The organism is Streptomyces neyagawaensis, from assembly GCF_023516595.1.
Lineage (GTDB): Bacteria > Actinomycetota > Actinomycetes > Streptomycetales > Streptomycetaceae > Streptomyces > Streptomyces neyagawaensis.
Window position 1 is genome coordinate 1 of sequence record NZ_JAMGBG010000172.1, and the last position, 24,976, is coordinate 24,976.

The following is a 24,976-nucleotide window of genomic DNA, read 5'->3' on the forward strand; positions in this document are numbered from 1 at the left end:
CACGCACTTCGAGACCCTCGCGATCCATGCCGGCAACACCGCGGATCCCCTCACCGGCGCGGTCGTCCCGCCGATCTACCAGGTCTCGACCTACAAGCAGGACGGCGTAGGCGGCCTGCGCGGCGGCTACGAGTACAGCCGCAGCGCCAACCCCACCCGCACCGCGCTGGAGGAGAACCTCGCCGCCCTGGAGGGCGGCAGCCGCGGCCTCGCCTTCGCGTCCGGACTGGCCGCCGAGGACTGCCTGCTGCGTACGCTCCTCAGCCCCGGCGACCACGTGGTCATCCCCAACGACGCGTACGGCGGCACCTTCCGCCTCTTCGCGAAGGTCGTCTCCCGGTGGGGCGTGGACTGGTCGGTGGCCGACACCAGCGACCCGTCGGCCGTACGGGCCGCCATCACCCCGAAGACCAAGGCGGTCTGGGTGGAGACCCCCTCCAACCCGCTGCTCGGCATCACCGACATCCCGGCCGTCGCGCAGATCGCCCGTGAGGCCGGCGCGAAGCTCGTCGTCGACAACACCTTCGCGACCCCCTACCTCCAGCAGCCGCTGGCGCTCGGCGCGGACGTCGTCGTGCACTCGCTCACCAAGTACATGGGTGGCCACTCCGATGTCGTCGGCGGCGCCCTGATCGTGAGCGACCAGTCCCTCGGGGACGAACTGGCGTACCACCAGAACGCGATGGGCGCGGTCGCCGGGCCGTTCGACTCCTGGCTCGTGCTGCGCGGCACCAAGACGCTCGCCGTGCGCATGGACCGCCACAGCGAGAACGCCACGAAGATCGCCGACATGCTGACCCGGCACCCGCGCGTGTCCCGCGTCCTCTATCCGGGCCTCCCGGAGCACCCGGGCCACGAGGTCGCCGCCAAGCAGATGAAGGCGTTCGGCGGCATGGTGTCCTTCCAGGTGGAAGGCGGCGAGGAGGCGGCCGTCGCGGTCTGCGACCGCGCCAAGGTGTTCACGCTCGGCGAGTCCCTCGGCGGCGTCGAGTCCCTGATCGAGCACCCCGGCCGCATGACGCACGCCTCGGTCGCGGGCTCGGCGCTGGAGGTCCCCGCCGACCTCGTCCGCCTCTCCGTGGGCATCGAGAACGTCGACGACCTCCTCGAAGACCTCCAGCAGGCGCTCGGCTAGTACGCCGCGTAGTACGCGCCGGCCGCGCTCACCAGCCGGTCACGGGTGGGGTCGTCGTGGACGGCGGCTCCACCCAGGGGTGGGTCGTCGACGCCCACACGGCGAACGCGACCACGGCGGCCAGCAGCACCAGCCACATCACGTGCCGGGCCGCCGTCCTGCGCCGCAGCATGCGGCCGCCCCGCCGCACCGCGTCCGCGCACAGCTCGGGCGGCACCGGCGGCGGCCGACGGTCCAGGATCCGGCGTACGGCGGCCTCCCGCTCCCTCAGGTTCATGACGGTGCCACCTCCACCACCGGGGGGACGGACTTCTCGCGTCGCGGATGCAGGACCGTCGCCATCGCCCGCAGGCAGATCGCCCGGACACGTTCGGCGGGCATTCCGAGCAGCGCCGCCGTCTGCTCCTCGGCGACCCCCTCGTACAGCCTGAGGACGAGGACCAGCCGCTCCAGCGGACCGAGCGCCCTCAGCACACCACCGGGCGGGGGACGGAAGAAGCCGTGGTGGTGCCAGGCCCCGCGTTCGAAGCGGAGGGCCAGCTCACGCCGGGTCCGGTCATAGGGGTCCTCGCCGCGCAGACCGTCCCAGACGGCGTACGTGTGGGCGAGGGCATGCGTGAGCAGCCGCCGCGCGCGCGGGTTGTCGTCCGGCGGCTCCGCCGTGAGCAGGGTGGCGGTCTGCAGCAGCCGCCCCGCCGCACCCGCGACGAACGCCTCGAACTCCCTGTCCCTGCGGGAGGCTTGGGCCACATTCCGTTCGCGCACCGCGCCTCCCCCCTGAGGCCGACCTGAGCAGACGGGCCCGGCCACGCACGACGGGGCCCGATCTCATATGAGGCCAGGAGCGGGCGCCCGGTCAAGACTCGGGCGGCACACAGCAGGACTCGGGCGGCACACAGCAGGACTCGGGCGCACACAGCAGGACTCGGGCGGCACACAGCAGGACTCGGGCGCACACAGCAGGACTGGGGCGGCCACCGGACGGGCGCACGCGCACGCGCACGTACCCGCGAACCGGTGCGGCCCGGTGCTCAGGACGGCGACGGTGCCTCGGGGGCGGCGGCCATGCGGGCCGAGAGCGCGGTGTTGAACCGGGTGAGCAGGGAGCAGAACGCCTCGCGCTCCTCGGGCGCCCAGTCCTGGGTCAGCTCGGCCATCAACTGACGCCGGGAGGAACGTACCTCCTCGAGTCGGGAGAGTCCGCGCGGGGAGAGCTGGAGGACCACCGCGCGGCCGTCCTCCGGGTGCGAGGTGCGCTTGACGAGACCGGTGTCCACGAGCGGCGCCACCTGCCGCGTGACCGTCGACGAGTCGATCCCCATGCTCGCCGCGAGCGCCTTGACACCCATCGGCCCCTCCTTGTCGAGGCGGTTGAGCAGCAGGTACGCGGCGCGGTCCATGGAGTTGCGCACCTGCCCTACACCGCCGAGCCGGGTCTGTTCGGCACGGCGCGCGAAGACCGCGACCTCGTGCTGCAACGTGTCGAGAAGACCGGTGTCACCGACGGTCGTCATGTCCATCGACATTTCAGGTGTTGTGGGCATGGCCAAAGGCTCAATTCATGCGTGGGGCGCTGGTGGTGGGGGACAGAGTACGCGGACCGGGCGCGGGCTGTACGGGCGCCGCTGAAACCCGTCCCGCGCCTTGGTCACACCCGCGTCCCGACCCTGTGAACTGCGAGACTGGTGTCATGAGCTACAGCACGGCTGACTCCTTGCCGGGGGTGACGCTCGACGACGTGCGAGGCGCCCAGAAGATGCTGACGGGCATTTCACGTGTCACCGCGATGGAGGGCAGCAGGCATCTCTCCCAGCTCGTCGGCGCTCCGGTGCACTTCAAGTGCGAGAACCTCCAGCGGACGGGTTCGTTCAAGCTGCGCGGCGCGTACGTGCGCATCGCGGGCCTGCTGCCCGAGCAGCGCGCCGCCGGGGTGGTCGCCGCGAGCGCCGGCAACCACGCCCAGGGCGTCGCCCTCGCCTCCTCCCTGCTCGGTGTGCGCTCCACGGTCTTCATGCCGAAGGGCGCGCCCCTGCCGAAGATCAGCGCGACCGAGGAGTACGGCGCGGAGGTGCGCCTGCACGGCACGGTGGTCGACGAGACGCTGACCGCCGCGCAGGAGTACGCGGCCGGGACGGGCGCGGTGTTCATCCACCCCTTCGACCACCCCGACATCATCGCGGGCCAGGGCACGGTGGGCCTGGAGATCCTGGACCAGTGCCCCGAGGTGCGCACGATCGTCGTCGGCATCGGCGGCGGGGGTCTCGCCGCGGGCATCGCCGTCGCGGTGAAGTCGGTACGGCCCGATGTGCGGATCATCGGTGTGCAGGCGGAGGGCGCCGCGGCGTACCCGCCCTCGCTCGCGGCGGGCAGGCCCATGGCCGTCACGAACCCGGCGACGATGGCCGACGGCATCAGGGTCGGCCGGCCCGGCGACGTGCCGTTCGAGATCGTCGCCGACCTGGTCGACGAGGTCCGCACCGTCTCCGAGTACAACCTGTCCAGCGCCCTGCTGCTCTGCCTGGAGCGGGCCAAGCTGGTCGTGGAACCGGCCGGCGCCAGCCCCGTCGCGGCCCTGCTGCGCGAACCGGGGTCCTTCGAGGGGCCGGTCGTCGCGGTGCTCTCCGGCGGCAACGTCGACCCGCTGCTGATGCAGCGCATCCTGCGCCACGGCATGGCCGCCGGCGGCCGTTACCTCCAGGTCCGCCTCCGGCTGACCGACCGCCCCGGTGCCCTCGCCACCCTCCTCGGGGTGCTGTCGGCGGCGGACGCCAACGTCCTCGACGTCAGCCACGTCCGGACCGACCCCCGGCTCGGCCTCACGGAGGTGGAGGTCGAACTGCACCTGGAGACGAGGGGCCCCGCCCACTGCGTCGAGGTAGGAAACGCCCTGCGCGAGGCGGGCTACACGGTCATCGACTGACGTCCGCTCGGCGAAACCCGAGGTCACGCGCCTCTGTGTCACTCGTTCGGGGAAGTCCATTGAGAGACGCGATACATCGCGTTATGGTGTGTGTCACGCCGCTGGTGCGGCGAAAGTCGTGTCCGCCCCGGCGCGGAACGAAACGCACAAACCTAGGCTTTGCGAAGGAACCCCGACGACGTGGAGAAATCACATGCCAGGCGCCATCCATGCCGAAGGTCTGGTCAAGACCTTCGGTGACGTGAGGGCTCTGGACGGTGTCGACCTCGATGTACCCGAGGGCACCGTCCTGGGCCTGCTCGGGCCGAACGGCGCGGGCAAGACCACCACCGTCCGCTGCCTCACCACCCTGCTGCGCCCCGACCGGGGCACCGCGACGGTCGCGGGCATAGACGTCCTCAAGAACCCCGACGCCGTACGCCGCTCCGTCGGCCTCTCCGGCCAGTTCGCCGCGGTCGACGAATATCTGACGGGCCGTGAGAACCTGCAGATGGTCGGCCAGCTCTACCAGATGCGGGCCAAGGCCGCGAAGGCCCGCGCGAGCGAACTGCTGGAGCAGTTCCACCTCGCCGACGCCGCCGACCGCACCGCCAAGACCTACTCAGGCGGTATGCGCCGCCGTCTCGACCTGGCGGCCGCGCTCGTCGTCTCACCGCCGGTGATGTTCATGGACGAGCCGACCACCGGCCTCGACCCACGCAACCGGCAGCAACTGTGGGACGTCATCAAGCAGTTGGTCTCCGGCGGTACGACCCTGCTGCTCACCACCCAGTACCTGGAGGAGGCCGACCACCTCGCGCACGACATCGCCGTCGTCGACCACGGCCGGGTCATCGCCCGCGGCACCTCCGACCAGCTCAAGGCCCGCACCGGCGGCGAGCGCGTCGAGGTCGTCGTGCACGAACGCGAGCACATCCCGACCGCCGTCGAGGTGCTGAACGGCTTCGGCAAGGGCGAGACGACGGTCGAGCAGCACACCCGCCAGCTCACGGTGCCCGTCACCGGCGGCGCAAAGCTGCTCGCCGAGGTCATCCGTGAGCTGGACGCCCGCGGTATCGAGATCGACGACATCGGACTGCGCCGCCCCACCCTGGACGACGTGTTCCTCTCCCTGACCGGCCACACCGCCGAGGTGAAGGACGAGGCCGAGACGAACGGCGAGGCGGCCGACGCCAAGGGGCGCGGGCGCAGAAAGGAGACCGCGACGTGAGCACCATGAACGACTCCCTGGTCATCGCCCGCAGAAATCTGATCCGGATGAGCCGGATTCCCGAGATGGTCATCTTCGGGCTGATCCAGCCGATCATGTTCGTGGTGCTCTTCACGTATGTCTTCGGCGGCTCGATGAACATCGGAGGCTCCACCGACCCGGACGTCTACAAGAACTTCCTTATGGCCGGCATCTTCGCGCAGACGGTCACCTTCGCCACCGCGGGCGCGGGCGCCGGCATCGCCGACGACATGCACAAAGGCCTGATCGACCGTTTCCGTTCCCTGCCCATGGCACGCGGCGCGGTGCTCACCGGCCGCACCCTGGCCGACCTCGTGCAGACGGCGCTGACCCTGCTCGTTCTGGCGGCCGTCGCGCTCTTGGTGGGCTGGCGCCCCGGCTTCGCGGAGCCCACCAACTTCGGCAAGGTCATGGCGGGCTTCGGCCTGCTGCTGCTCCTCGGCTACGCGTTCACCTGGATCGGCGCCCTGATCGGCCTGACCGTCCGCACCCCCGAGGCGGCCACATCCGGGGGCCTGATCTGGCTCTTCCCGGTGACCTTCATATCCAACGCGTTCGTGGACTCCTCGCAGATGGTGTCCTGGTTGCAGCCGATCGCCGAGTGGAACCCGTTCAGCGCGACCGTCCAGGCCTGCCGCACGCTGTTCGGCGACCCGGGCGTCTCCCCGTCCGACGCATGGCCGATGGCCCACCCCGTCTGGGCCTCGATCATCTACTCGATCGTGATCATCGCGGTCTTCCGCACACTCGCCGTCCGCAAGTACCGCCGAGCCGCCGGCTGATCATCGCGGGCCCGGGCGGGGTGGGCCGGGCGTAGTGGGCCGGGAGGCTAGTTGATGATCTCGGCGCGGTCGTCCAGGCGGATCGCTGCGAGCCGGTCCCGCCACGTCTGGAGGGCCTCGGGGGTCAGTCGCGTCCAGTCGGTGACCTCGCCGACGATCCGCAGCGGCTCCCTGCTGCGATAGGAGCGGGTGGGATTGCCGGGGAACTTCTTGTCGGTGACGTTCGGATCGTTCTCGAAGTCCCCGGTGGGCTCGACGACATACACCCGCGGGGCTCCCTCGCCGGCGGCGAGTTCGGCGGCGAGCCCCGCCCCGTCGCGCAGGGCGGTGAAGTAGATGTGGTTCATCACGATCTCGGGCCGGTAATTGGAACGGAAACCGGCGGTGAGGTGATCTCCGACGTTCAGCTCGGCCTTCGTGCCGTGGTAGAAGGGCCCCTCGTCCAACGCCTCAGTCATCGGCCCAGGTTAACAACCGAGGAAGAGGCACCGGCGGCCCGAAGCAGCCCCCGGCGGGCATGACGAGGCCCCCGGCGCCGGAGGGGCGCCGGGGGCTCGGGGGTAAGTCGTGGGCCGGAGGCCGGGGGCCGGAGGCGGTGGCGCGGTCGCGCGGGCCGGCTCCGGTGCCGCTCAGCTCTGGTAGGGCACGGCCTTGAGGATCCGCACGGAGGCGAGCTTGCCGTTCGGCAGCTCGTACTGCGCGTCCTCGCCGACCTTCTTGCCGAGCACGCCCGAGCCGAGCGGGGACTGCGGCGAATAGGTCTCGATGTCCGAGCTGGCGTACTCGCGGGAGGCGAGCAGGAACGCCAGGGTGTCGTCCTCGTCTCCGTCGAAGGCGATCGTCACGACCATGCCGGGCGCCACCGCGCCGTCCGCCGACGCGGGTGCCTCGCCGACCTTGGCATTCTCCAGGAGCTGGGTCAGCTGGCGCACACGGAGCTCCTGCTTGCCCTGCTCTTCCTTGGCCGCGTGGTACCCGCCGTTCTCGCGCAGGTCGCCCTCCTCGCGCGCGGCCGCGATCTTGGCGGCGATCTCCGTGCGCGCAGGACCAGACAGGTACTCCAGCTCGGCCTTGAGCTGGTTGTACGCCTCCTGGGTCAGCCAGGTGACGTTCTCGCTGGTCTGGGTCACAGGTGCTCCTCGTAGGTACTGGGAATACAAAGCATCGCCCTACCCAGAAGAATGTTCCTTCATGAGTGGGCGAAACCACGAGCCTAACAATTCAGCGGCCCAAGGGGGAGGACATAAACCACAAGCATTACATCGCCGCAGGTCAGCGTGTTGTTTCGGGCGTCACACGCTGGAGGTTCGTCCCGCGCTGGAGGTTCGGTACACGCGGAAGGTTCGAGCGGATCAGCCGACGTGGCAGCCGAGGAGTTCCGCCGTGGTGCCGCGCGAGGTGGTCTGGAGGGTGACGACCTCGTCGATGTCGGTGGCGGCGGCGTCGAAGCGGAAGTCGGCGCGGCCGACCTCGGTGCCGTTCTCCGCCTGGGAGCGGACCGTGCAGTAGCCCTCGACACCGGCGTCCTTGTCGCCCGTGAGGTGTACCTTCACCGACTTCGCGGACGTCTCGAACGTGAGGATCTCGACGCTGATCCTGTTCCCGGCGACATAGTGGTACGCGAACCAGCCGATGAGGACGAGCAGGGCGGCGCCCAGGACGGCGCCGATGACCTTGAGCTTGCGGTCGGCGCGCTCGTCCGCGGAGCGGCCGTAGCGGCCCTCGGGCAGCTGAGTGCTCGCCGTACTCATGATCGTCCTCTCGGAGTGGGCCGGAACACGGTCCCCCACGGGGGGTCCAAGGTCCGGACCGGGAATATCCCGTCCCCCGATTCGGTCACTATAGAAGCCTCCCGCCCAGCGCCTGACGGCCGCCCCGACGGGGGTGTCCGCGCGGGACGGCAGTATTGACTCACCGGATCGCGCCGGGCCGAGTCACCGAAGTACAGGCCGGGCGCCGACTTACGAGGGAATGAGTCTTGACTGACCAGCTGCGACTGATGGCCGTGCACGCGCACCCCGACGACGAGTCGAGCAAGGGTGCGGCCACCATGGCGAAGTATGTGTCCGAGGGGGTGGACGTGCTGGTCGTGACCTGCACGGGCGGGGAGCGCGGCTCCATCCTCAATCCGAAGCTCCAGGGCGACAAGTACATCGAGGAGCACATTCACGAGGTACGCAAGAAGGAGATGGACGAGGCCCGCGAGATCCTCGGCGTCGAGCAGGAGTGGCTCGGCTTCGTCGACTCCGGTCTCCCCGAGGGCGACCCCCTGCCTCCCCTTCCCGAGGGCTGCTTCGCCCTGGAGGACGTCGACAAGGCGGCCGGTGAGCTGGTCAGAAAGATCCGGGCGTTCCGTCCCCAGGTGATCACCACCTACGACGAGAACGGCGGCTACCCGCACCCGGACCACATCATGACCCACAAGATCTCGATGGTGGCGTTCGAGGGCGCGGCGGACACCGAGAAGTACCCGGAGGACGCGTACGGCCCGGCGTACCAGCCGCAGAAGCTGTACTACAACCAGGGCTTCAACCGCCCCCGCACCGAGGCCCTGCACAACGCCCTGCTGGACCGCGGCCTGGAGTCCCCGTACGGGGACTGGCTCAAGCGGTGGGACGAGTCGGACCACAGGAACCGCACCCTGACCACGCACGTCCCGTGCGCCGAGTTCTTCGAGATCCGTGACAAGGCCCTCATCGCCCATGCCACGCAGATCGACCCCGACGGCGGCTGGTTCCGCGTCCCGATGGAGATCCAGAAGGAGGTCTGGCCCACCGAGGAGTACGAGCTCGCGAAGTCCCTCGTGGACACCTCGCTCCCGGAGGACGACCTCTTTGCGGGCATCCGCTAGCCCTGGGGGACAATGCCAGACATGAGCTTCAGCCTGGCAGTCACCACGCACGTCCTCCCCCTCGCCAAGGAGCTGGACAAGGACAAGGTCACCCCCGGCGTCCTCGGCTTCATCGTCTTCGCGGTGATGGCCCTGGCCGTCTGGGGCCTGATGAAGTCCATGAACAAGCACATGGGCAAGGTCGACTTCGAGGAGACGCCCGACCCGGCCGCCTCCGGCAAGGGGGCCGGCACGGCCGGCACCTCCCCGGCGTCCGGGAAGACGTCCCCGGCGAAGGGCTGAGCCCCTCGTGAAGGGCTGAGCCCCCGCGCCGGTCCGACGGCATGATTCCGTGACACCGCGACCGCACCGACATCGGCAGACAGCGCACCGACATCGGAACCGGCACCGGGTCATGGGGTCATGTTGTGCTGCCTCACTGGCCCGCCGTCACCGCCACCCCCATCACCTCGCGGGCGTGCCGGTTCGGGACCATGCCCAGGGTCCAGGCGCGCCAGCCGGCCTCCAGGTTCACGCCGCGTTCCAGGAGGAGCTCGTACGCCTCGATGTACTCGGTGAGCTTCTCGTCACGCAGCGGATGGGGTGTGCGGGAGAGCTGGGCGAGTTCCTCTTGGGCCACCGCCGTGCCGATCTCGACGCCGCCCGGTGCGCCGTACGGCAGCATCGTGCAGCGCAGGAAGCGCGCCCAGTCCTCGCCACGGCGGTCGCCGTAGGAGGCGAAGAGGCGCGTGGCCTCGTCGCACAGGGCGAGCGCCTGCGGGATGCGGGCGTTGCCGGCGTCCACGACCGCCAGTTCCAGACAGGTCCACGCCTCGCCGTGGGCGACGCCGATGCGCTGAAAGTCGGCGCGGGCGTCGACCAGCAGCTGACGGGCGAAGCCCGAGTTGCGCAGCGAGCCCGTCTGCACGGCCCGCTGGTCCCGGGTGACGCGTGCCGAGTGGTGCCGGGCGCAGGCCAGGCCGTACACGTCACGCATCCGCGAGAACATCGTCCGTGACCGCTCCAGCTCCCTGACCGCCTGGTCGAGGTTGCCCGTCTCCTCCAGCGACTGACCCAGGTAGTAGCCGGTCCACGCCTCACCGCGGGCGTCCTCGTTGTCGCGGTGGTGGGTGAGCGCCTGACGCAGGCCGTCGACGGCGGCGGAGGGGTCACCGGCGACGAGACGGGCCCGCGCGAGTTGCGTCATGCTCCAGGCCTGGCCGCGCGCGTCACGGGTACGGCCGAACAGGTCCAGGGCGGTGCCGAGCTCGCCCTGCGCGCGCGGGACATCGCCCATGCGCAGCAGCAGCTGGCCGAGCTGGAAGTGCGCCCAGCCCTCACCGTGCAGGGACTCCTGCTGACGGTGGACGACGAGGGCGCGGGTCAGCAGGTCCAGCGAATCGGCGAGCCGGGAGCGGTCGCGTTCCACCGCCGCCAGCGCGTGCATCGTCCAGGCGCGGTCGGCCGCCAGCTGGGGGACCGCCTGCATGTCCAGCGCCTCGTGCAGCTTGGCCGCCGCCTCGGTCAGATTGCCCTGGTGGTGCAGGGTGATGCCGAGGGAGCACAGGGCCCGGGCGGCGCCCGCGTCATGGTTGGTCTCCATATACAGGTCGACCACCGACGCCAGTGTCGTACGGGCCTTGTCCAGCTCGCCCAGCTGACGGGCCGCGATACCCGTACGCCACTGCACCGAGCGGGTCAGCAGCCCCTGGTCCACCGACTGGGCCAGCTCGCTCAGCTCACCGAGGCGGTAGAGGTCGCCGCGCAGCAGGCAGTAGTCGCACAGCGCGCCCAGCAGGCTCAGGACGGCCGCCTGGTTCACTCCCTCCGCGTGCCGCAGGGTGGAGGTGATGAAGCTCGTCTCGTCGTCCAGCCAGCGCAGCGCCTCGTCCAGTGACACGAAGCCGTGCGAGCCGAAACGGTCCGAGCGGGTCGACATGTTGCCGTCGACCAGGCGGAGCACCGAGTCGGCGAGGTCCGCGTAGGTGACGATCAGCCGCTCCTGCGCGGCCGTGCGCTCGCTCGGTTCCTCCTCGTCCACCAGCCGGGCCTGCGCGAACGCGCGCACCAGGTCGTGCAGCCGGTAGCGGTTGCCGTGCACATGGTCGATCAGCCCGGCGCGGGCCAGCGCGGTGAGATGGCGGGTCGCCTCCGTCTCGTCCGTGGCGAGCAGCGACGCGGCCGCCGCCGCGCCCAGTGAGGCCCGGCCCGCCAGCGCCAGCCTGCGCAGCAGCCGACGGGACGGCTCCGACTGGTCGGTGTAGCGCAGCCACAGCGCGCGCTCGACCGGCTCCACGGGACCGTACGCGCCCAGGTCCGCGGCGAGTCGGCGCGGGGTGCGCGGGCCGAGGGACGAACCGGCGACGCGCAGTGCGAGCGGCAGACCGCCGCACAGCTGCCGGATGCGGGACAGGGACTCGACGTCGTGCGCGGGCGCAGAGCCCGTCGCGGCCGTGCCCGCGTGCGCCCCGGCCGACAGGGCGGAGGCGTCCTGGGCCGCCGTGCCCAGCAGTTCCCGTGTGCCGTCGCCGTCCAGCGCCTCGACGGGCAGCTGGTGCACCCAGGCGGGGAGGTCGGCGGGCAGCGCGAGTGGGGCGCGCGCGGTGACGAGGACGAGGCTGTCGGAGCGTTCGGGGACGAGGGCGCGGACCTGCTCGGGGTCGGAGGCGTCGTCGAGGACGATCGTGACCGGCAGCGCCGTCAGATGCTGGTGGTACAGCTCGCTCAGCCGTTTGACCTGCTGGTCCTGCGAGGTGCGCTCACGGAACAGCAACTGCTCGCGGGGCGCGCCGAGCCGGTTCAGCAGATGCATCAGCGCGTCACGCGTCGGCAGCGGGGTCTCCCCGGGGCTGTCGGCGCGCAGATCGACGACGCAGGCACCGCGGAAGTAGTCGCGCAGATCGTGGGAGGCGTGGACGGCGAGCGTGGTACGGCCCGAGCCGGGCACGCCGTGCAGGACGACCACCGTCGGCCGGGTCTCGGTCTCGGCGCGGGCCGCCTGCACCCACTGGCGGATCTTCGCCATCTCCGCCCGTCGGCCCGCGAACCGGTCGTCTGCCTCGGGGAGTTGGGCGAACGACTGCTCCAGCACATTGCGCCGGCGGGCCGCCGCGCTCTTGTCGGCGCCCCGCAGCCGGGGCGCCTTCTTCTGCGCGGTGGAGGCGGTCAGCACGCGTTGCTGGTCCAGGAACGGGCGTATCCCGCGCACCTCCAGCGCCGTCAGCCACTGCAACCGCAGCTGCTCCGGGCCGCCGGGCTGGCCGAGGGCCCCCGCGTGGTGGTGCGCGGCCGGCAGATGCGAGGCGGTCACCTTCAGTACGGTCGCGACGGCGCTCGCGACGCCGACGATCAGACCGGTGCTCACGGCGGTGCCCGCGTCGACACCGAACGCCAGGTCGGTCACCACAGCGGTGCCGGCGGCGACGGCCGCCACCAGCAGGGGAGTTCCGGAGCCCTCCCGTGCGTAGCGCTGGCCGAAGGTCGGCCGGCCCGCCTCCGACTCGTCCAGCGCGCGGGTGTACGCCTCGTACTCCTCCGCCGCGTTCTGCGCCATCGTGTCCAGGGCGGCCCGTGCGCGCCCCAGCAGGACGACCCCGTCGGTACGGCCACCCGATCTGCGGACCTCCTCCTCGACCGCCCGGACCAACAGCCGTTCGGCCTCCCCCCGGTGGCTGTCCCGCATCACACGTCCCCCTTCGCCGAAACGGCTTTCCCAAGCCAGTGTGGAGCGGATGGGGCGCACTGGCGAGAGGGCCTGGATCAGCCCGGGGTCCCATGCGCGGGCGCATGGGAGGTCGCGCGGACGCATGGACGACGTTCCCGTATGGCGCCTTCACGTTTCCCGTATGCCGCCTTCACGGCTGTCGCCTCCACGGCACACCGCGTGCCGCGCGCATCGACCGTGGCGGTCCGGGCGGCCGGAGGGTCAGATCGGCTCCGTACGAGGGCTTCGGTCGCCGGTTCGCAGCAGGGCGGCGCCGGCGGGAGCCAGGGTGTGCAGGACGGACTGGCCCTGGCGGTGGCTGATGATGAGGCCCGCGTCGCGCAGGACGGTGGTGTGGCGGGTGGCGGCGGCCGCCGAGACCCCTGCGGCACGGGCGAGTTCACCGGTCGTGGCGCCGGTGACGGTCGCCCGGAGGATGACGGCGCGGGTCGCGCCGAGGAGCGCGGAGAGCGGGGCCCGTGCCTGCCGGGCCTCGGCGTCGTCGGCGCGGGGAGCCCGGTGGCGCAGCGGATAGGCGAGCACGGGCGGAAGATCGGAATCGGCCAGCGACACCGGGCCACCCCAGCAGAAGTACGACGGCACGAGCGTGAGGCCCCGCCCCCGTAAGTGCAGATCACGGTCCTCGGCGGCGTACTCCACCGACAGCGTGGGGGGTTGCCAGCGCATGTACGGTCCCAGCCCGGCCAGGAGCCCGTGGACGCCGCCCTCCAGCAGGGCGCGGGCACGGACGGAGCGGTCGGCGTCGATGTGCGCCTGGATGTGCTCGCCGTGGGGGTGGATGGCGACGTCGTAGTAGCTCCGCATGGTGTGGACGAACTCCTTGCGCCCGCGGCTGTCGGCCAACCCCCGGGACCACGTGGGCGCGCCGCTCACCTGGTCCAGAATGGCCAGTTCTCGCAGGACGCGTCGGCGGGGAATGCCCAGGACCGCGTCAAGGCCCGCCTCCAGGCCCTCGGATGATTCACCCGGTGTCAGGAAATCCGGGAAATAGGCGCCACGCGGGTAAAGGGGCAGCAATACCTTGCGGACGGCGGGTGCGAGCCCTTTCTCGTGCAGATCCACGCGGGCGGTCCGATGCCAGTCCGCGTAGGACCACAGGCCTCGACGGCTTTGGAAGCGGAGGAGGCTGAAAAAGATCTCCCAGAGCGGATCAGGTCGGGGCGCGACCTGGACGCGCGCGAGATCGGCGTCCGTGAAGTGTATGCGGAGCATTCAATTCCCGTCGTGGAACTGGGCTTTTGCGCTCAGGCGCAAAATTATTTCGATGCGGTGGGGAGGCTGACAAGGTGCGCACAGAGCCCGATCCCGGATCGGCCGAAAACCAATCCGGAAGGGACCGTGGCATCCCGTACGGCAATAGCTCCGGGTGCCGCCCTACGACCCCAAGGGGGAACGAATGCGACCGAATGTCATGGCCCGGACGCTTGTCAGCCTCACCGCCGTCGTCGGAATTGCCGCCGGGAGCCTGGCCGGTGCGAGCGCCGGCTTCGCGGCGTCCGAGTCGGCTCCGCGACAGGCGGTGACCGCTGATGCCTCGGTTCTCGCGGTGGTCAACCTCGGTCTGAGCACCAACCAGGCCAAGGGCGTCCAGCGCTGGCTGAGGGCCGAGTGGGCCTACGACGACTCGATCGACGGGCAGTTGGGCACCGACAGCTGGAAGGCGTTCCAGCGTCACCTCAAGGCGCACCACGGTTACCGGGGGTCCATCGACGGGATCGTCGGCAGCGGCACCGTGAGCGCGTTGCAGCGCTTCCTGAAGAACAACGGCTGGGGTTACGCCGGCGAGATCGACGGCCAGGCGGGGCCGCAGACCCAGGCGGCGTTCAAGACCTTCGCCAACTGGTGCGTGGACGTCTACTAGTGCCCTTGTCCCGAGCCGAGCGGCGCCCCCGGCCCGGCTGGGCCGCGCGCCGCTCGGCGGGGGCAGCCACCCGACCCGGGGGAGAAGCCATGCGCCCACGCACCCACCGCTCAGAGCGCCGCCGTATCGCCGCGATCGCCGTACTGACAGCCGGAACGCTCCTGACCGGCGTACCCACGGCGAGCGCCGCACCGTCCGAGCCCCACTGCGAGTACATCGACGACTCCGCCCGGCCCACGGTCCGCCCGGGCGACGTGAGCCCCGCCGTGCGTCAGGTGCAGTGCCTCGTCAACCAGTACAGCGGCTACCCCCGTTGGCTGGAAGAGGACGGGACCTACGGTCTGAGGACCCAGGACGCCGTCCGCTGGGTACAGAACTGCAACGGGACCACGGGCGGTCCCGACGGCATCGTCGGCCCCAGCACCTGGTCCCGGCTCTACACCCCCAAGCCGGAGTGCGCCTTCCAGCGCCCCGCCACCGAAGGCACCGAACAGGCGGAGCATCCGTAACGGGGGAACACACGTAACCGCGGAACACGCGTAATACCCGGAACACCCGGAGCGGGCCGGCCGGACAGGACATGACACTTGAGACGGACAGGGAGAAGCGCAGGATGAGGCACTCGGACTCCACCGGCTCCCGAAGCGGACGGCAGGGGGCCTCCCCGGCCTCCCTCCTGCCCCGGCGTGCGTTCCTGACGGCCCTCGGAGCCGCCGCCTCGGCCGCGGTCACCGGCCCGTCGCCGGCGGCGGCCGCCACGGCGGCCCCCTACACGCTGCTGTCCCGCAGGGACTGGGGCGCGGACGAAACGCTGCGTTTCGCCGCCGACGGCAGGGAACTCTGGCCGCCCGAGTACCACCCGGTCCAGACGCTCACCGTCCACCACACCGCCGACGGCAGCACCGACCCGGACCCGGCCGCCCGGGTGCGGGCGATCTACCGCGAGGAGGCGGTCGGCGCCGACGACTACGGGGACATCGGCTACAACTACCTGATCGACGAGAACGGCAGGGTGTACGAGGGACGCTGGTCCGGCACCGACGGCACGCCCGCCCACGACGCCGCGGGGCGGCTCGTCACCGGGGCACACGTGAAGGGCTACAACTCCGGGAACGTCGGCATCGCGCTGCTGGGCACGCTGACCGACCGGCCCGCGTCCGCCGCCGCACGCGCCACGCTGGTCCGGCTCCTCGCCGAACTCGCCGAGCGCCACGCGATCGATCCCCTGGGCAAGGTGGCCTACCGCAACCCCGTCAGCGGCGCCGGCCGGGTCGCCCCCGCGATCGGCGGGCACCGTCACTGGGCGAACACCGACTGCCCCGGCTCGCTGTACACCGCCATGCCGTCCCTCCGCGAGGAGGTCGAGGCCCTGATGACCGGGTGACCCGGGACGCACGCCCGTGCCGCACGGGCGGCGGTTCGGCGGGTGCGCAAGGATGGAGGCATGTCCAATCGACTCGCGCAGTCCACGTCCCCGTACCTCCTGCAGCACGCGGACAACCCTGTCGACTGGTGGCCCTGGGAGCCGGCGGCGTTCGAGGAGGCCCGGCGGCGCGGCGTCCCCATCCTGCTGAGCGTGGGCTACAGCTCCTGCCACTGGTGCCACGTCATGGCCCACGAGTCCTTCGAGGACGGCGAGACCGCCGCCTACCTCAACGCCCACTTCGTCAACGTCAAGGTCGACCGCGAGGAGCGGCCCGACGTCGACGCCGTGTACATGGAGGCGGTGCAGGCGGCCACCGGGCACGGCGGCTGGCCCATGACCGTGTTCCTCACCCCGGACGCGGAGCCCTTCTACTTCGGTACGTACTTCCCGCCGGCGCCCCGCCACGGCATGCCCTCCTTCCGGCAGGTGCTGGAGGGGGTGCGGGCGGCCTGGGCGGACCGGCGGGACGAGGTCGCCGAGGTGGCCGGGAAGATCGTCCGGGATCTGGCCGGCCGGGAGCTGAAGTTCGCGGGCGTGGAGGTGCCGGGCGAGCAGGACCTCGCCCAGGCGCTGCTCGGCCTCACCCGCGAGTACGACGCCTCCCACGGCGGCTTCGGCGGGGCACCGAAGTTCCCGCCGTCCATGGTGATCGAGTTCCTGCTGCGGCACGTCGCCCGCACCGGCTCCGAGGGCGCCCTGGAGATGGCGCGGGACACCTGCGAACGCATGGCCCGCGGCGGCATCTACGACCAGCTCGGCGGCGGCTTCGCCCGCTACTCCGTGGACCGCGAGTGGGTCGTGCCGCACTTCGAGAAGATGCTGTACGACAACGCCCTGCTCTGCCGGGTCTACGCCCACCTGTGGCGGGCCACCGGCTCCGAACTCGCCCGGCGGGTCGCGCTGGAGACCGCCGACTTCATGGTCCGCGAACTGCGCACCGCCGAGGGCGGATTCGCCTCCGCGCTGGACGCCGACAGCGACGACGGGACCGGCCGGCACGTCGAGGGCGCCTTCTACGTGTGGACCCCGGAGCAGCTGACCGAGGTGCTGGGGGAGGAGGACGGAAGGCTCGCCGCCCAGTACTTCGGCGTCACCGAGGAGGGCACCTTCGAGCACGGTGCCTCCGTTCTGCAGCTCCCGCAGCAGGAGGGCGTGTTCGACGCGGAGCGGATCGCGTCGGTCAAGGAGCGGCTGCTGCGCGCCCGCGCGGAGCGCCCCGCCCCCGGCCGGGACGACAAGGTCGTCGCCGCCTGGAACGGGCTAGCCGTCGCCGCGCTGGCCGAGACCGGCGCCTACTTCGACCGGCCCGACCTCGTGGACGCCGCCATCACCGCCGCCGACCTCCTCGTACGGCTTCATCTGGACGAGAAGGCGCGGCTCGCCCGTACCAGCAGGGACGGGCAGGCCGGGGCCCACGCGGGGGTGCTGGAGGACTACGCGGACGTCGCCGAGGGGTTCCTGGCGCTCGCCTCCGTGACCGGTGAGGGTGTGTGGCTGGAGTTCGCGGGGTTCCTGCTCGACCATGTGCTCGTCCGGTTCGTCGACGAGGAGTCGGGCGCGCTGTACGACACGGCGGCCGACGCGGAGCAGCTCATCCGGCGGCCCCAGGACCCCACCGACAACGCCGTCCCCTCGGGGTGGAGCGCGGCGGCCGGGGCGCTGCTCGGGTATGCCGCGCACACCGGGTCCGAGCCCCATCGGACCGCCGCCGAGCGGGCCTTGGGCGTGGTGAAGGCGCTGGGGCCGCGGGCGCCGAGGTTCACCGGCTGGGGGCTCGCCACCGCGGAGGCCCTGCTCGACGGGCCCCGTGAGGTCGCGATCGTCGGACCGGACGGTGATCCGCGGACGAGGGAGCTGCACCGTACGGCCCTGCTCGGCACGGCGCCGGGCGCGGTCGTCGCCGTGGGGGCCGAGGGCAGTGACGAGCTGCCGCTGCTCGCCGACCGTCCGCTCGTCGGCGGTGCACCGGCGGCGTACGTCTGCCGTGACTTCACCTGTGACGCGCCCACGACGGACACCGACCGTCTTCGTACGGCCCTTCGAACAGCGTTGAACGGCTGAAAAACGCCCCTGACGTGCGGGGACGAGGTCGAACAACTGGCCGGAAGTGGGTGAGTGTTCGGACTCGTCCGTTTGTGGCGTCTGTCGTTCGGAAACACGCTATTTATCGGAAGGGTCCACAGGATTCACAGTTTCCCCCTAGTCTCTGCACTGGTACGCGACCGGAGTGACGCTCCGTCAGGAGTGTGAACTCCGGTCGTGACAGGGGGCTTTGGGATCTGGGGGGATCTTTCTTGCTGACGTCAGTCTTCATTGCCGTCGTCTCGCTGGCCTTGTTCTGGATGGCGGCCTTCACTCTGTGGTGGCAGATGCACGCGTGGCGTACGCCCGAGGTGCTTGCCTCCACCCGGTTCAGCAGACCCGACGGGGACGAACATGTGTCCTTCTCGCTGCTGCTGCCCGCACGCCATGAACAGGCCGTGCTCGATCACACCATCCAACGACTACTTGAATCCAGCCACGACGACTTCGAGATCATCGTGATCGTCGGGCACGACGATCCGGAGACCACGGCGGTCGCCCGGTCGGCCGAGGCCCGCGATCCGCGGGTCCGCGTCGTCGTCGACCATCATGAGAAGAAGAACAAGCCGAAAGCGATGAACACGGCGTTGCCGCACTGCCGCGGTGACGTCGTCGGTGTTTTCGACGCCGAGGACCAGGTCCACCCGGAGCTGCTCTCCCACGTCGACCACGCCTTCCGCACCACCGGCGCGGACGTCGTCCAGGGCGGGGTGCAGCTGATCAACTTCCACTCCAGCTGGTACAGCCTGCGCAACTGCCTGGAGTACTTCTTCTGGTTCCGCTCCCGGCTGCATCTGCACGCGCAGAAAGGGTTCATCCCGCTCGGGGGCAACACCGTCTTCGTCCGCACCGGAGTGCTGCGCGACGCCGGCGGCTGGGACCCCGACTGTCTCGCCGAGGACTGCGACCTCGGCGTACGCCTCTCCAGCGTCGGCAAGAAGGTCGTCGTCGCCTACGACTCCGACATGGTCACCCGTGAGGAGACCCCCGGCAGCCTGATGTCGCTGATGAAGCAGCGCACTCGCTGGAACCAGGGCTTCCTCCAGGTCTACCGCAAGCGGGACTGGAAGCAGCTCCCCGGATTCCGGCAGCGGTTGCTGGCCCGCTACACCCTCATGACGCCGTACCTCCAGGCAGTGTCCGGCGTGATCATCCCGCTGAACGTGGCCATCGCGCTCTTCCTCGACGTGCCCGTCGGCATCGCCTTCATCACCTTCCTGCCGGCCGTCACCGCGCTTGTGACCTTCGTGTTCGAGGTCGTCGGACTGCACGACTTCGGCAAGCAGTACGGCCTGCGCGTCCGGTTCTCCCACTACGTCAAGCTCATCGTGGGCGGGCCCTTCTACCAGGTGCTCCTGGCCCTCGCCGCCGTACGCGCCGTCTGGCGCGAACAACGCGGCCGCAACGACTGGGAGTTGACGAGCCATGTCGGCGCACATCTCGCGAACGTGAACCGAGAGGACGTTCCTGCGTGACCTCCACACTTCCCGCGGCGACCAAGACGGAAGTCAAGGTCCCCGCGCAGCGGACAGCTGCGCCCGCAGCCCGTTCGACCGGTCGAACGACTCCTTCCGTTCCGCCCGGCCGTCTGCGCTCATCGCGCCCCGACCTGCTCCTGTGCGGCCTCCTCCTCGTGGGGATCATGATCGTGCAGGGCTGGAACATCGCCGACTACCCGACCCTCAGCGACGACGAGGGCACCTACCTCGCCCAGGCCTGGGCGGTGCAGGAGGGCAGAGGACTCGCCCACTACACCTACTGGTACGACCACCCGCCCCTCGGCTGGATCCAGATCGCCATCCTGACCTGGATCCCCGCCCAGCTCGCCCCCGAGTCGATGACCGTCGGCTCGATGCGCGCCGTGATGCTGCTGGTCAGCGCCGTCAGCGCGATCCTCGTCTATGTCCTCGGCCGCCGTCTGTCGCTGCCCCGCTGGGCCGCCGGCCTCGGCATGGCCCTCTTCGGGCTCTCCCCGCTGTCCGTCGTCCTCCAACGGGAGATCTTCCTCGACAACCTCGCGGTCATGTGGACGCTGCTCGCGTTCTGCCTCGCAGCCTCCCCGAGCCGTCACCTCTGGCACCACTTCGGCGCGGGCATCGCCGCCGCCGTGGCGGTCCTCACCAAGGAGACGATGCTCCTCGTCCTGCCCGCCGTGCTGCTCACCATGTGGCGGCACAGCCACCGGGACACCCGCAAGTTCGCCCTCACCGGCGCCATCACGGCCTGCACCCTGATCGGCGTGTCGTACCCGCTGTTCGCCGTCCTCAAGGGCGAGCTGTTCCCCGGCGCCGGCCATGTGTCCCTGTGGGACGGCATCGTCTACCAGATGAGCCGCCCCGGCTCCGGCTTCATCCTCACCGAGGGCACCGGCTCTTACGGCGTCCTGCAGTCCTGGCTCTACTACGACCGCGTCCTGCCCCTCGGCGGACTCGCCGGCGCCCTGCTGCTCCTGATCACCTGGCGCTGGTCGGTGACGGCCCGCGCCCTCGCCGGGCCCGCCCTGGCCGTCGCGATCCTCGCCGGCATGGCCCTGCGCCCCGGCTATCTGCCCGCGATGTACGTCATCCAGGCGCTGCCCTTCCTCGCCCTGGTCCTCGCGGGCGGCGCCGCGAGCGTCACCCACGGGGTCCTCCGCCGCCGGCGGAGCGCGACCGAGAGGCGCCCGCTGACCTGGACGCGGTACGCGGTGGCCGTCGCCCTCGCCGCCGCGGCCGCCCTGTACGTCGTCCCGCGCTGGTACGACGGCAACCGCACCGCCATGACGTCCGACGCCAACGCCCCCTACGAGCAGGCCGCGAAGTGGCTCGGCAGCGAGGTCGAGGACCCCGGCCGCACCCGGGTCCTCGTCGACGACGCCCTCTGGCTCGACCTCGTCCACGAGGGCTACAAACCGGGCCTCGGCGTCATCTGGTTCTACAAGGCCGACCTCGACCCCGCGGTCACGAAGACGATGCCCCGCGGCTGGCGCGACCTCGACTACGTGGTCGCCTCCCCGACGGTACGGCGCGACGCGGTCGACCTGCCCAACGTGAGGGCCGCGATGAAGAACTCGACACCGGTCGCCACCTTCGGCACCGGCGAGGACCGCATCGAGATCCGCAAGATCCAGGCCGCGGGAGGCGACCGATGAGCAGCGGTTACGAGTCCATCGTCCCCAAGGAGCTGGGCGATCCGGCGGTGCGCGGCGCCGAGGTGCCCGAGCCCGGTGCCGTCACCATCGTCGTCCCCACCTTCAACGAGTCCGCCAACGTACGCGAGCTGCTCCACCAGATCACCGAGACGGTGCCCACGCGGCTGCCGTGCGAGGTCGTCTTCGTGGACGACTCCACCGACGACACCCCCGACGTCATCAACGAGGCCGCGCAGGACTGCCCGTTCCCGGTGACCGTCCTGCACCGCGACCGACCGACGGGCGGGCTCGGCGGGGCCGTCGTCGAGGGCATGAAGGCCGCGACCTCCGACTGGATCGTCGTCATGGACGGCGACCTCCAGCACCCGCCGTCCCTCGTACCCGAGTTGGTCGCGACGGGGGAGCGCTCGTCGGCGGGCCTCGTCGTCGCCTCCCGCTACATCAAGGGCGGCAGCCGCGCCGGGCTCGCCGGCAGCTACCGCATCGCCGTCTCCCGCGGCGCGACCTGGCTCACCAAGTCCCTGTTCCCGCGCAGGCTGCACGGCATCAGCGACCCGATGAGCGGCTTCTTCGCGATCCGCCGCAGCGTCGTCACCGCGGAGACCCTCCAGCCCCTCGGCTACAAGATCCTCCTCGAACTGGCCGTGCGCAGCCGTCCCCGCCAGGTCACCGAGGTGCCCTTCGTCTTCCAGGACCGCTTCGCCGGCGAGTCCAAGTCGACCGCGAAGGAGGGCTTCCGGTTCCTGCGCCATCTGGCGGGCCTGCGCACCGCGTCCCCCCTGGCCCGCATGATCGTCTTCGGTCTGATCGGCGTCACCGGCTTCCTGCCGAACCTGGCCGGCCTGTACGCGCTGACCTCGGCCGGCATGCACTACGTCCCCGCCGAGATCCTCGCCAACCAGCTCGGGGTGCTCTGGAACTTCTACCTCATCGAGCACCTGTGCTTCCGCGAGCGGCGGGCACACCGCAGGGGCTGGGACCGCCTCGGCCGGTTCGCGGTCCTCGCCAACGCCGACCTGGTGCTGCGGATCCCGCTGATCGCCCTGTTCGTCGGCCAGTTCGGCATGGGGGCGCTGCCCGCCACCGCGCTCGCCCTGGTGACGACGTTCGTCCTGCGCTTCGCGGGCACGGAAGCGCTCATCTACCTGCCCCGCAGGAAACCCCGCCGTGGGGAGCGCGGCGGGGAGCAGAAGGCCGGCGGGGGGCCCGGTTCGGCCGCGAGCACGGAGGCCGAGCGGCGGTCCGGTCCGGCCGAGTCCGCAAGGAGAACACGATGACGAGCCGTCTCAAGAGCCGCACGAGAATCCGCATACGACCCAGACCCAGACGCAGGACGGCCCTGCTGGCCGTGGGCGCCCTCGCCTCGGGCCTCCTCCTCGTCTCGCCCCCGTCGGCGTCCGCCGCCAACCTCGTCCAGAACCCCGGCTTCGAGACGGCGGGCCCACCGGGCGCGGCCGACATGCCGTACTGCTGGGAGAAGTCCGGCTGGGGCGACAACGACTTCAGCTTCACCACGGTCGCGGACGCCCACTCCGGCAGCAAGGCCATGAAGGTCGAGCTGACCCGCCGGGTCTCGGGTGACCGCAAGGCCCTGATCACCGAGTCGGCGGCCTGCGCCCCGTCGGTCTCGGTGGGCAAGCAGTACGACCTGAGCCTCTGGTACAAGTCGACGACCCCGGACACGGCCCTCACCCTCTTCCGGCACGACACCACCGCCGGCTGGCAGTACTGGACCGACCTGAAGACCCTGGACATGGCGGGCACCTGGACCCAGGCGTCCGTCCGCACCCCCGAGATCCCGGCGGGCACCGACCGCATCACGTGGGGCGTCTCCGTCTACGGCACCGGCTCGGTCACCACCGACGACTACACGATGGACCAGGTCGCCGACCCCGTCCCGGAACCCGTGTGCACCGGCACACCGGCGGAGTGCGCGAACGGCCGCTGGGACGTCCTGCCCACCCAGAACCCCGTACGCTCCATGCACTCCGTCGTCCTCAGCAACGGCAAGGTGCTGCTGATCGCCGGCTCCGGCAACAGCGAGCAGATGTTCGAGGCGGGCACGTTCACCTCGGCGGTCTACGACCCGAAGACGGGCACGTACAAGCAGATCCCGACGCCCGACGACATGTTCTGCGCGGGCCACGTCCAGCTCGACGACGGACGTGTCCTGGTGATGAGCGGCAACAAGGCGTACCCGGCGGCCAACGGCTCGCACGGCTACGAGGGCTACAAGGACTCGTACATCTTCGACCCGGTCACCGAGACGTACAGCAAGACCAACAACATGAACGACGGCCACTGGTATCCGTCGGCGACGATCCTCGGCAACGGTGACGTCATCTCGTTCGGCGGCCTGCGCGAGGACTCCACGGGTTCGGTGACGGCCGAACTGTGGTCGGACGCCGAGCAGAAGTGGCTGGAACTCTGGAAGGTCAACCAGACCTGGTCGTACTGGGGTCTGTACCCGTCGATGATCCTCATGCAGGACGGCCGCCTCTTCTACTCGGGCAGCCATGTCTTCGGCAACAACATCCCCGGCACGGGTTCGGCGATCTACGACTACGGCGCGAACACGGTCACGTCCGTGTCCGGGCTCCAGCGGAAGGACGAACGCGACCAGTCCGCGAGCGTGCTCCTGCCCCCCGCCCAGGACCAGAAGGTCCTCACCCTCGGTGGCGGCAACATCGAGTCGAACCCGGAGGCGAACCGCCTGACGGACATCATCGACCTCAAGGCCCCGAACCCGGCGTACGTCGCCGGCCCGCCGATCCCGCAGGGCACGGTGGACCTCGGCGCCGGCAAGGTCGCCCAGACGGGCAACCAGGGCAAGATGTACGTCTCCGCGGTCCTCCTGCCCGACGGCAAGGTCCTGGAGACGGGCGGCGGCCTCCACAACCGCGCCAACCCGGTCTTCGAGGCGTCGCTCTACGACCCGGCGACGCACACGTTCGACCCGGTCGCGGCGGACCCCGAGGCCCGCGGCTACCACTCCTCGGCGTTCCTGCTCCCCGACGGCCGCGTCATGGCCACGGGCGACAACCCCGGCAACGGCTCCTGGAACCACAACGTGTCGATCTACACGCCCCCGTACCTCCTGAAGGGCGCCCGCCCGAAGATCACGTCGGTGATCGACAAGGAGTGGGTGTACGGGGACACGCAGCGCATCACGGTGGACCGCCCGATCGCGAAGGCGGAACTGATCCGCCCCGCGGCGGTGACGCACTCCTCCGACCCGAACCAGCGCTATGTGGACCTGCCGCTGTCGGTCGACGGCAACAACGTCGACCTGAACGTGACGAGCAACCCGAACCTGGCCCCACCGGGCTGGTACATGCTCTTCGCGGTCGACGCCAACGGCATCCCGTCGGTGGCGGAATGGGTCCACCTGCAAGGCCCGTCGGCCCTGGCGCAGGCCTCCGGCGAGGCCCCGTCGGCGCACGTCCACGACTTCGCGGACGGCCTGAAGGGCAAGACGACGGGCCCGAAGAAGAAGACGAAGTCGAAGCAGGTGAGCCCCACGCTGTCAGGCTGCGACCGCCACTACGGCTCCGCGAACGTGTGCGTTCCGACGGCCTTCCCGGCAGAGGTCAAGCCGACGACGACGTCTCGCTGCACCTGGCTGAAGGACAACGACTACGGCCGCCTGAAACTGAACGGCAAGGACGACCCGCTGGGCCTGGACCGGAACGGGGACGGACTGGCGTGCGGGAAGGGGGATGTGAAGCGGAGCTGAGGGCCGACGGCCCCGTATCCGACGGCACTTCGTCGGGTGCGGGGCCGTCGCGTGCGCTGGGGTTGCCCGCGGTGACGTGCACGGGGCTCAAGCGCGACCGAGGAGGTGCGCGGCGCCGG

The 24,976-nt window shown here is 70.7% G+C and carries 22 protein-coding genes; 14 read left to right on the forward strand and 8 right to left on the reverse strand.

What is annotated here, in order from left to right:
* On the forward strand, window positions 1–1,135 hold a 1,135-nt coding region (locus M8J73_RS40875), incomplete at its 5' end, for a cystathionine gamma-synthase (RefSeq protein ID WP_249829777.1).
* 28 nt (window positions 1,136–1,163) lie between these two features.
* Here the strand turns inward: M8J73_RS40875 and M8J73_RS40880 are convergent.
* The 3 genes from M8J73_RS40880 to M8J73_RS40890 all read right to left on the reverse strand — a co-directional run bounded on the left by M8J73_RS40880 (window position 1,164) and on the right by M8J73_RS40890 (window position 2,661).
* The gene (locus tag M8J73_RS40880; protein ID WP_055538983.1) at window positions 1,164–1,412 is read right to left on the reverse strand and encodes a hypothetical protein; all 249 of its coding nucleotides are present in this window, start codon (window positions 1,410–1,412) and stop codon (window positions 1,164–1,166) included.
* Complete coding sequence (locus M8J73_RS40885) at window positions 1,409–1,900, reverse strand: sigma factor-like helix-turn-helix DNA-binding protein (protein WP_055538984.1); 492 nt, start codon at window positions 1,898–1,900, stop codon at window positions 1,409–1,411. Before M8J73_RS40885 ends, M8J73_RS40880 begins: the two co-directional genes overlap by 4 nt.
* Window positions 1,901–2,166: 266 nt before the next feature.
* Window positions 2,167–2,661 carry a MarR family winged helix-turn-helix transcriptional regulator gene (locus M8J73_RS40890; protein ID WP_206187846.1) on the reverse strand — a complete coding sequence of 165 codons (495 nt, stop codon included), beginning with the start codon at window positions 2,659–2,661 and terminating at the stop codon, window positions 2,167–2,169.
* Window positions 2,662–2,825: 164 nt separating this feature from the next.
* Here M8J73_RS40890 and ilvA point away from each other — a divergent pair, with 164 nt between their 5' ends.
* From ilvA to M8J73_RS40905, 3 genes are all read left to right on the forward strand, one after another.
* Window positions 2,826–4,055 carry a threonine ammonia-lyase gene (ilvA, locus tag M8J73_RS40895; protein WP_055538985.1) on the forward strand — a complete coding sequence of 410 codons (1,230 nt, stop codon included), beginning with the start codon at window positions 2,826–2,828 and terminating at the stop codon, window positions 4,053–4,055.
* Window positions 4,056–4,248: 193 nt separating this feature from the next.
* Window positions 4,249–5,265 (forward strand): ATP-binding cassette domain-containing protein, encoded by a 1,017-nt coding sequence (locus M8J73_RS40900; RefSeq protein WP_055538986.1) that lies wholly within the window; start codon window positions 4,249–4,251, stop codon window positions 5,263–5,265.
* A gap of 5 nt (window positions 5,266–5,270) precedes the next feature.
* The gene (locus tag M8J73_RS40905; RefSeq protein ID WP_055539005.1) at window positions 5,271–6,068 is read left to right on the forward strand and encodes an ABC transporter permease; all 798 of its coding nucleotides are present in this window, start codon (window positions 5,271–5,273) and stop codon (window positions 6,066–6,068) included.
* A 47-nt stretch (window positions 6,069–6,115) separates the two neighbouring features.
* Here M8J73_RS40905 and arr read toward each other — a convergent pair whose 3' ends face one another.
* The 3 genes from arr to M8J73_RS40920 all read right to left on the reverse strand — a co-directional run bounded on the left by arr (window position 6,116) and on the right by M8J73_RS40920 (window position 7,819).
* Window positions 6,116–6,526 (reverse strand): NAD(+)--rifampin ADP-ribosyltransferase, encoded by a 411-nt coding sequence (gene arr, locus M8J73_RS40910; protein ID WP_055538987.1) that lies wholly within the window; start codon window positions 6,524–6,526, stop codon window positions 6,116–6,118.
* A 171-nt stretch (window positions 6,527–6,697) separates the two neighbouring features.
* Window positions 6,698–7,198: a transcription elongation factor GreA gene (greA, locus tag M8J73_RS40915; RefSeq protein WP_055538988.1), complete on the reverse strand. Its 501-nt coding sequence runs from the start codon at window positions 7,196–7,198 to the stop codon at window positions 6,698–6,700.
* 222 nt (window positions 7,199–7,420) lie between these two features.
* Complete coding sequence (locus M8J73_RS40920) at window positions 7,421–7,819, reverse strand: DUF4307 domain-containing protein (protein WP_055538989.1); 399 nt, start codon at window positions 7,817–7,819, stop codon at window positions 7,421–7,423.
* A gap of 248 nt (window positions 7,820–8,067) precedes the next feature.
* Here M8J73_RS40920 and mca point away from each other — a divergent pair, with 248 nt between their 5' ends.
* Together mca and M8J73_RS40930 are read left to right on the forward strand one after the other, a co-directional pair.
* A complete protein-coding gene (gene mca, locus M8J73_RS40925; RefSeq protein ID WP_055538990.1) occupies window positions 8,068–8,919 on the forward strand; it encodes a mycothiol conjugate amidase Mca in 852 nt (283 codons plus the stop codon).
* A 21-nt stretch (window positions 8,920–8,940) separates the two neighbouring features.
* Window positions 8,941–9,201, forward strand: coding sequence for a hypothetical protein (locus M8J73_RS40930; protein ID WP_055538991.1), 261 nt, complete (start codon window positions 8,941–8,943; stop codon window positions 9,199–9,201).
* A gap of 133 nt (window positions 9,202–9,334) precedes the next feature.
* On the opposite strand, the gene M8J73_RS40935 is transcribed toward M8J73_RS40930, so the two are convergent.
* Together M8J73_RS40935 and M8J73_RS40940 are read right to left on the reverse strand one after the other, a co-directional pair.
* Entirely contained in the window at window positions 9,335–12,580 is a 3,246-nt protein-coding gene (locus tag M8J73_RS40935) for a tetratricopeptide repeat protein (protein ID WP_055538992.1), read from the reverse strand.
* Window positions 12,581–12,823: 243 nt separating this feature from the next.
* Entirely contained in the window at window positions 12,824–13,834 is a 1,011-nt protein-coding gene (locus M8J73_RS40940; protein ID WP_055538993.1) for an ArsR/SmtB family transcription factor, read from the reverse strand.
* Between the two features lie 184 nt (window positions 13,835–14,018).
* Between M8J73_RS40940 and M8J73_RS40945 the strand changes: the two genes are divergently transcribed.
* The 8 genes from M8J73_RS40945 to M8J73_RS40980 all read left to right on the forward strand — a co-directional run bounded on the left by M8J73_RS40945 (window position 14,019) and on the right by M8J73_RS40980 (window position 24,857).
* A complete protein-coding gene (locus M8J73_RS40945) occupies window positions 14,019–14,483 on the forward strand; it encodes a peptidoglycan-binding domain-containing protein (protein WP_055538994.1) in 465 nt (154 codons plus the stop codon).
* Between the two features lie 89 nt (window positions 14,484–14,572).
* Complete coding sequence (locus M8J73_RS40950; protein ID WP_055538995.1) at window positions 14,573–14,992, forward strand: peptidoglycan-binding domain-containing protein; 420 nt, start codon at window positions 14,573–14,575, stop codon at window positions 14,990–14,992.
* Between the two features lie 104 nt (window positions 14,993–15,096).
* Window positions 15,097–15,867 carry a peptidoglycan recognition protein family protein gene (locus M8J73_RS40955; protein WP_055538996.1) on the forward strand — a complete coding sequence of 257 codons (771 nt, stop codon included), beginning with the start codon at window positions 15,097–15,099 and terminating at the stop codon, window positions 15,865–15,867.
* A 60-nt stretch (window positions 15,868–15,927) separates the two neighbouring features.
* Window positions 15,928–17,970 carry a thioredoxin domain-containing protein gene (locus tag M8J73_RS40960; RefSeq protein WP_055538997.1) on the forward strand — a complete coding sequence of 681 codons (2,043 nt, stop codon included), beginning with the start codon at window positions 15,928–15,930 and terminating at the stop codon, window positions 17,968–17,970.
* Window positions 17,971–18,203: 233 nt separating this feature from the next.
* The gene (locus M8J73_RS40965) at window positions 18,204–19,466 is read left to right on the forward strand and encodes a glycosyltransferase (RefSeq protein WP_055538998.1); all 1,263 of its coding nucleotides are present in this window, start codon (window positions 18,204–18,206) and stop codon (window positions 19,464–19,466) included.
* Entirely contained in the window at window positions 19,463–21,121 is a 1,659-nt protein-coding gene (locus M8J73_RS40970; RefSeq protein ID WP_055538999.1) for an ArnT family glycosyltransferase, read from the forward strand. The genes M8J73_RS40965 and M8J73_RS40970 overlap by 4 nt, the downstream gene beginning before the upstream one ends.
* Window positions 21,118–22,398, forward strand: a complete 1,281-nt coding sequence (locus tag M8J73_RS40975; protein WP_055539000.1) for a glycosyltransferase — start codon at window positions 21,118–21,120, stop codon at window positions 22,396–22,398. The genes M8J73_RS40970 and M8J73_RS40975 overlap by 4 nt, the downstream gene beginning before the upstream one ends.
* Complete coding sequence (locus M8J73_RS40980) at window positions 22,395–24,857, forward strand: galactose oxidase early set domain-containing protein (protein WP_055539001.1); 2,463 nt, start codon at window positions 22,395–22,397, stop codon at window positions 24,855–24,857. Before M8J73_RS40975 ends, M8J73_RS40980 begins: the two co-directional genes overlap by 4 nt.
* The last annotated feature ends 119 nt before the right edge of the window (window positions 24,858–24,976 follow it).